Raw genomic sequence first — 6,000 nt, forward strand, 5'->3', positions numbered from 1 at the left:
CGCCCTCCGCCGAGGCCTACGCGAAGTCCAATACCGCAACGACCTCATCGACGGCTGCCTCACCGGCGCCGGCACCGGCTTGGCTTTACAACCTGACCAGCCTCAGCGTGTCGGTCGTGGGACTACGAAGGCGGACACACCGTCGACTGTCTGGATTGGGACAGCAGCCTCGCGGAGAACGCTTTCGGGGCCGAGCACGGAGAAACCGTCATTACTACCTGGCCAGAACACCGCAATCCGGCAGTCACTTCCGGCCGCAAGCAGGAGACGGTTCACTTCAGCAGCAGGCCTGATGGTGCACTCCAGCCACGGGTCGCAGCGAGCGGCTGTCTCAGATCGGACGGGTCAACGGAGTAAAGACCGAGCGTTTCGCCGTTCACCTTCACCGCGTAGCTGCCAAGGCGATCATCGTGCGGGCTTGAGCAAGTCGTCACCACCAATTGGACCCCGCAGCCGCTGAGCGGCTCCGTCATGCCGCGAAGCCATTCCTCGACGTCACCCTCGGCGAGGTCTTCACCGTCAACCCGCCATGCGCCACCGAACGACCATGTCGCATCCTGACCGGACTGGAGCCTGGTTCGGAGAGCTAACGCCTGAGCGTGTGAGACGCCCCGCCACAGGCCGGCCCTCTCCAGGTCGTGGAGAAGTCGCTCGAACGAATTCACAGCGGGCATCATGCCGCAACCTCCTGGCCCGGCCGATGACGGAATTGACCAACTGGGCAGATCCGTGGCTTGGCAGGCCGCCCCCGACATCATGCGTGCAACCTGAGTAGCGGTAGTTCTGGAGCCTTGGTGGACCTCCGTCAGCGCTTCCCCGACAGGTGCGTGAAGGGTTGCCGACCGGGCTCGGTTCAAGCCGTGGACCCCCCGGCGGCCGCGGCGGCTGGACGAGAAAGCTGTTACGTCTGAGGCGGAGGTGTGGAGCGCACGATGCGAAATCCCACGTCGTCGATCCGAAACGTCGGGTGGCTGCGCCGCCGCACTGACGCCCGGCAGCTCCAGTGCTCGTCGGCCCATCCTCCGCCTCGGAGCACTCGGTAGGCCCCATACACCTCAGCGTCGTAGACGTCCCAGCACCAGTCCCACACATTGCCCAGCATGTCGTACAGGCCCAACGCATTAGGTTGCTTGCCGCCGACAGAGTGAATCCGCCCATCGGAGTTGCCCTGGTACCAGGCGACCTCGTTGAGCTGTCCGTACCGCGGGCCAGTAGTGCCCGCACGGCACGCGTGCTCCCATTCGGCCTCGGTCGGCAACCGGTACCCGTCTGCGGAGATGTCCCACTCGGCCCTCTCGGCGTCGACGCACAAGCGATACGCCGGCGTCAGCCCGTCATGCCGGGACAAGGCGTTACAGAACTGGACCGCGTCCCACCACGAAACGCCCTCAACCGGCAGCCGCTCACCCTGGGCGCTACTCGGCCGTCGGCCCGTGACTCGTGCGTACCAGGACTGGGTGACCGGGAACGCCGACATCTGAAACGGCGCAACCTCGACCGGCCAACTGCTCTGCGTCCGCCGGTCCGACAGCGTCACCTGTCCCGACGGGACCGCAACCATCTCGCTTCCTGCCACCGCGTCCACAACAGGCCACCTTACCGACGTCTGCCCACCGCTCTACCGAACTTTCCGATCGGCGGTGGAGCCAGGTCACTTCGTACACCGTGGAGCCACTTCGGGTTCGGGAGTTGGGCGAGCCGGTCGAGGGCGGCGGTGATGTGGCTGTTCCAGGGCCGGTACGGGCGAGGCGGAGAATCCTCCGGCGGCCGGTGGTGGCGAGTTGTCCCGCAGTGGTGAACAGGCGCAGCCGCAGGCGGCGGGGCTCCCAGTCCCGTGAAGTCGAGGCGGTCGGCCCCCCGGTGGGCGATCGGTGACCGAAGCCGGTCGCTGCGGGAGCGTGGCTGGGTCAGAACGCAACGGCCGACAGGTCGGCGGCGACCTCGACAGCCTGGTAGCCGTAGGTGTCAGCCGCGTCGACGCGCAGCATGAGACAGAATCGGTCGAGGGACTCGATCTCCCGGACGAGGCGCTTGTAGTCGTGTTTGAGCAGGTGCACCGCCGCACGGTTGGCGATCGCCGACTGCCCCATGATCATGAGGACCGGCTGTGCGGACCGTGGTGGGGTGAACTTCGCGACCAGCGCATGGTCCGTTCGACCGTACTTGTGGGGGAAACGCTCACCACCGACGCTGAAGTCACCACGTTGGTTGACCTTCACCCCGGGCAGGTGCCTGGCCAAGTACTCGACGTTGCGTCGGTTGGATCCCAGGCCACCAATGCTGAGTTCGGTACGGTCCCCGTTCAGCTCCGGTGCGTCGGCCGCAACGAGAGAGAACGCACACCCTGACTCCTCCGCGAGCATCGCTAGTTCGATGATCGCGTAGACGTCACCGTGCTCGGTGACGTCGGCCATCTGCCAGTGGCTGTTCAGGATGATGACGCACGGGACACCGGACCGCAGACCAAGCAGTGCCTGCTTCTGGTGCATGACGCGAGCGGCGCTGACACGCTTCCAGGCCCAGACGGACCCGCCGCTGACGACGCTCGTGATCAGCCCGATCACGACATTCAGCACTGCATCCGACACGGAGCCCCCGCCCTCGCCACAGCAACATGACCTGATGGTCGGTTGAACAGCCTACTGATCAACGACCCGTCACGCGTGGTGGCTCGACAGCTCTCACAACGCGTCGGCAACTGCTTGTACGGCGTCCACCGTCAGCTCCTCCGCCGACAATCGGGCACCGGGATCGCCCCGACCCGCTCGACCGTCCCCCTCGCGGAGCTTCACCAGGGGCGGCGCACCACGCCATGGCCGCATCGCCGGCCGCCGACATCGACCGCCAGCCGGTCAAGACGACCCGCAGTATCCGTTCACGCTTCTGGCTGCTCCGTGGCCGGGACCTGAGCTGCGGGATGCAGGAACGGGTGGGCCTGTGCAACCCGCCCCGCCCGCCGGCAGTATCCGCACGGAGTACTGGCGCACCGTCGACGCGGACGGCGAGTACGAGTGCGTGCGACGAACGCGCCGGCGGCCGGACCAAGCTAAGGCTTGTTCAGGTAGGTGAGGACAGCGCGGACACGGCGGTTGGTGTCGTCATCGTCGGAGATGCCGAGCTTGCCGAACATGGAGGTGGTGTACTTGCTGATGGCGCTCTCGCTGAGAAAGAGGCGGCGGCCGATGGCCTGGTTGGACAGTCCCTCCGCCATGAGGGCCAGCACGGAGTACTCGCGTTCGGCGAGCCGTTCGAGTCCCCGGTTCGGGGAACTGCTGGACAGCAGTTTCGCGATGACGGCCGGGTCCATGGCGGTCCCGCCGCCCGCGACGCGCTCCAGGGCGTTGATGAACTGGTCGGCGTCGAACACGCTCTCCTTGAGGAGGTAGCCGACGCCGCCGGCGGAGTCGGCCAGGAGCTCGCGGGCGTACAGCTGCTCGACGTGCTGGGAGAGGATGAGGACCGGCAGTCCGGGCATCTCGCTGCGGGCGGCGAGGGCCGCTCGCAGGCCCTCGTCCGACTGGTCCGGGGGCATGCGGACGTCGATGACGGACACATCCGGGCGCCATGTCCGCAGCGCGTCGAGCGTTTCAGGTCCGGTGGTCGCTGTCGCCACCACCTGGTGCCCGTACGCCTCGATCAGGCGGACCATCCCGTCGCGCAGGAGGTAGAGGTCTTCGGCTACAAGGATTCGCATGGCAGCGCCATCCTGGCACAGGTCGGGCCGCCCGGTGGGCTGGTGATCTCCAGGGTGCCGTCGAAGACCGCGAGGCGGCGGCGCAGGCCTGAGAGCCCGCTGCCGACTCGCTCGTCGGCCCCGCCCCGGCCGTCGTCCTCGACCTCGACAACGAGGTGGGCCTTGTCGCGGGCGAGGTAGACGCGGGCCCGCGACGCGTGGGCATGCCGGACCGCGTTGGTCAGCAACTCGGCGACGCCGAAGTAGACGGCCGACTCGATCGGCGGGTCCAGGGTCAGCCGGGCGTCAGCATTGACGGCCACGTCGAGCGGGATGTCCAGGGCGAGGGCGCGCACTGCGTCGACGAGCCCCCGCTCGTTCAGCACGGGTGGACTGATCCCACGGATCAGCTCGCGGAGCTCGGCCAGCGAGGCGGTGGCGCCGGCCCGCGCGTCCTGCATCAGTGACTTGGCCCGCTCCGGGTCGGTCTCCATCAGCTTCTCCGCGGTCGCCAGAGAGAGCCCGAGCGCAACCAGGCGGGCCTGTGCCCCGTCGTGCAGGTCCCTTTCGATCCGGCGGATCTCGGCAGCCTGCGTGACCGTCGAGTCCGCGCGCTGGGCGGTCAGCTCATCCACCCGGTCCGCCAGCACCATCGCAGGCGACGGACGCAGGAAGCGGACGGCCACCGGCTCGACGAGCCGCCAGGCGTACGGGGCGGAGGCGACGGCTATGACCAGGCCGAGTGCCCCGACGAAATGCCCGGCGAGCTCCGGCCGGCTGAGCTCGAGGACCGCTGCGGCCACCCCGGCCGGCGGGAGGGCGGCGGCCACGCCCGCAGTGAGCGGCACGATCGCCGTGAACCGCAGGTCGCGCCAGTTGGCGGGGTCTTTCCACCGGAGCCGCCACTTCTGATCCAGGAGGGCGTCCCGACGGGTGCGCTCGTAGGAGAAGCCGTTCCACCAGTACCCGGTGGACATCCGCGTCACTGGCCCGGCCTGCCGGTATCCGGCGGCGACGACGGTGGCGGTCCACCGTGCGACGAGGAAGCGGACCATCCGGCAGACCGGACGGGACAACGCGAGCGTGCCCCCGCACACCAGCACGAACGGCGCTACCCACGACCACGGGTTTCCTGCCCCCCACCAGATCCCCATCGCCACGGCGGCGGCCCACACGGCCGGGACCAGCATGCTGACAACCGCCACGACACACGCCCGCACGAACCCCACGCCAACGCGCGCCACCCACGAACCCAGCTGTCTCATGACTCTTCCCTCGCTTGCTGTTCGGTGCTCCCACTGTGCACCGCGCCAAGCCCGCCACTCCCCCGGTCAACCAGCGAGTGGGGCTAGCCCCACCTGCCTGTGGGCCCAGGCGGATACCGTGTCAGTCAAGGGCTTTATAGCGTCGGTGAGCATGGAAACCAACGCACACTCCACGGCCGACGCGTCGCTCCTCGACAACCCCCGCTCCCACGGGGCCTTCGACACAGCGAAGAACAGCATCAAGGTTTACGGCGCACTGAGCGCCGTCGCCCTCCTGGCGGTCATCGCAGTGTCGATCAGCGGTCACACGGTGAACACGTTCATGTGGGTCCGGGCAGTCCTGCTGCCTGTAGTCGCCGTGCTGATCTACCGGATGACCGGATCCGCCTCCCGGGGATCTCGACGGGCCTTCGAGCGCGTACGGGCTCTCGCCGTCATCATGCCGATCGCGATCATCGGTATCGAGCTGATCCCGGGTGTCTGTCCGCCGTGGTACGCCGTGATGCAGGCCATCTGCGTGCTGCCCATCATTCGAGTCGCGTTCATCACCCGCGGCTCCGTACTGCGCGCCGCCTTCCCCAACGGGAGCTGATCAGGCGTCGGGCGCCGCTCCGTGCGGCCTCGCCCAGGGGACCCGCAGGCCGTGGCCGCCGGCGGCCGCTCACGCGTCGGGCTTCACCGACGAATCGGCACCCGCGCTGCGCTGTGACTGGACCGGGCTGACGGGGGCGCCGGCAGGACAGGAACGGCGTCCCCGGCAATGCGCCGAGTTACGGTGGCAGCCGGGACCGCACAGGCTGAGCCGTTCGGGGGATGGCGCGAACGGAGGCTTTGAGCGGTGGGCAGTTCTGAGAAGTCGTGGCTCTATCGATCATGGTGAGCATCGCTTCGAGTGCGACTACCTCGTCGGGCGATCTTTGGCTGGGCGTGCGTGGTCGGCCCTTGGAGGGGATGCGCGGGGGGGGGGGCCGGGCCGCCGCCCCCCGCAAACCGCCCCCACCCCCCCCACGTGCCCCCGGGGGGCAACGGGGGGGGTTGAACACGGGGGGGAGCCGCCACGGG

General features: G+C 68.5%; 6 protein-coding genes and 1 pseudogene. 1 reads left to right on the top strand and 6 read right to left on the bottom strand.

Annotation, left to right across the window (positions count from 1 at the left end; genetic code table 11):
* Positions 1-272: 272 nt before the first annotated feature.
* From ACH4SE_RS35075 to ACH4SE_RS35100, 6 genes and pseudogenes are all read right to left on the bottom strand, one after another.
* Positions 273-665: a hypothetical protein gene (locus ACH4SE_RS35075; RefSeq protein ID WP_398547643.1), complete on the bottom strand. Its 393-nt coding sequence runs from the start codon at positions 663-665 to the stop codon at positions 273-275.
* A 236-nt stretch (positions 666-901) separates the two neighbouring features.
* Positions 902-1,561 (bottom strand): formylglycine-generating enzyme family protein, encoded by a 660-nt coding sequence (locus ACH4SE_RS35080; protein WP_398547640.1) that lies wholly within the window; start codon positions 1,559-1,561, stop codon positions 902-904.
* Positions 1,562-1,677: 116 nt separating this feature from the next.
* A pseudogene (locus ACH4SE_RS35085) lies at positions 1,678-1,838 on the bottom strand (IS1380 family transposase); the annotation flags it as partial.
* A gap of 69 nt (positions 1,839-1,907) precedes the next feature.
* Positions 1,908-2,588, bottom strand: a complete 681-nt coding sequence (locus tag ACH4SE_RS35090; protein ID WP_398547622.1) for a hypothetical protein — start codon at positions 2,586-2,588, stop codon at positions 1,908-1,910.
* A 458-nt stretch (positions 2,589-3,046) separates the two neighbouring features.
* On the bottom strand, positions 3,047-3,694 hold the full coding sequence (locus ACH4SE_RS35095; RefSeq protein WP_398547623.1) for a response regulator: 648 nt from the start codon (positions 3,692-3,694) through the stop codon (positions 3,047-3,049).
* Positions 3,679-4,938, bottom strand: a complete 1,260-nt coding sequence (locus tag ACH4SE_RS35100; protein ID WP_398547624.1) for a sensor histidine kinase — start codon at positions 4,936-4,938, stop codon at positions 3,679-3,681. The genes ACH4SE_RS35095 and ACH4SE_RS35100 overlap by 16 nt, the downstream gene beginning before the upstream one ends.
* Before the next feature lie 151 nt (positions 4,939-5,089).
* Between ACH4SE_RS35100 and ACH4SE_RS35105 the strand changes: the two genes are divergently transcribed.
* Positions 5,090-5,530, top strand: coding sequence for a hypothetical protein (locus tag ACH4SE_RS35105; RefSeq protein ID WP_398547625.1), 441 nt, complete (start codon positions 5,090-5,092; stop codon positions 5,528-5,530).
* Positions 5,531-6,000: the final 470 nt, after the last annotated feature.

Source organism: Streptomyces sp. NPDC020983 (assembly GCF_044333485.1).
Lineage (GTDB): Bacteria > Actinomycetota > Actinomycetes > Streptomycetales > Streptomycetaceae > Actinacidiphila.

What these genes read in the sequence shown, in the direction of transcription:
- ACH4SE_RS35080 (WP_398547640.1), bottom strand. Translation starts at nt 1,561, where the DNA reads ATGGTTGCGGTCCCGTCGGGACAGGTGACGCTGTCGGACCGGCGGACG.
- ACH4SE_RS35095 (WP_398547623.1), bottom strand. Translation starts at nt 3,694, where the DNA reads ATGCGAATCCTTGTAGCCGAAGACCTCTACCTCCTGCGCGACGGGATG.
- ACH4SE_RS35100 (WP_398547624.1), bottom strand. Translation starts at nt 4,938, where the DNA reads ATGAGACAGCTGGGTTCGTGGGTGGCGCGCGTTGGCGTGGGGTTCGTG.
- ACH4SE_RS35105 (WP_398547625.1), top strand. Translation starts at nt 5,090, where the DNA reads ATGGAAACCAACGCACACTCCACGGCCGACGCGTCGCTCCTCGACAAC.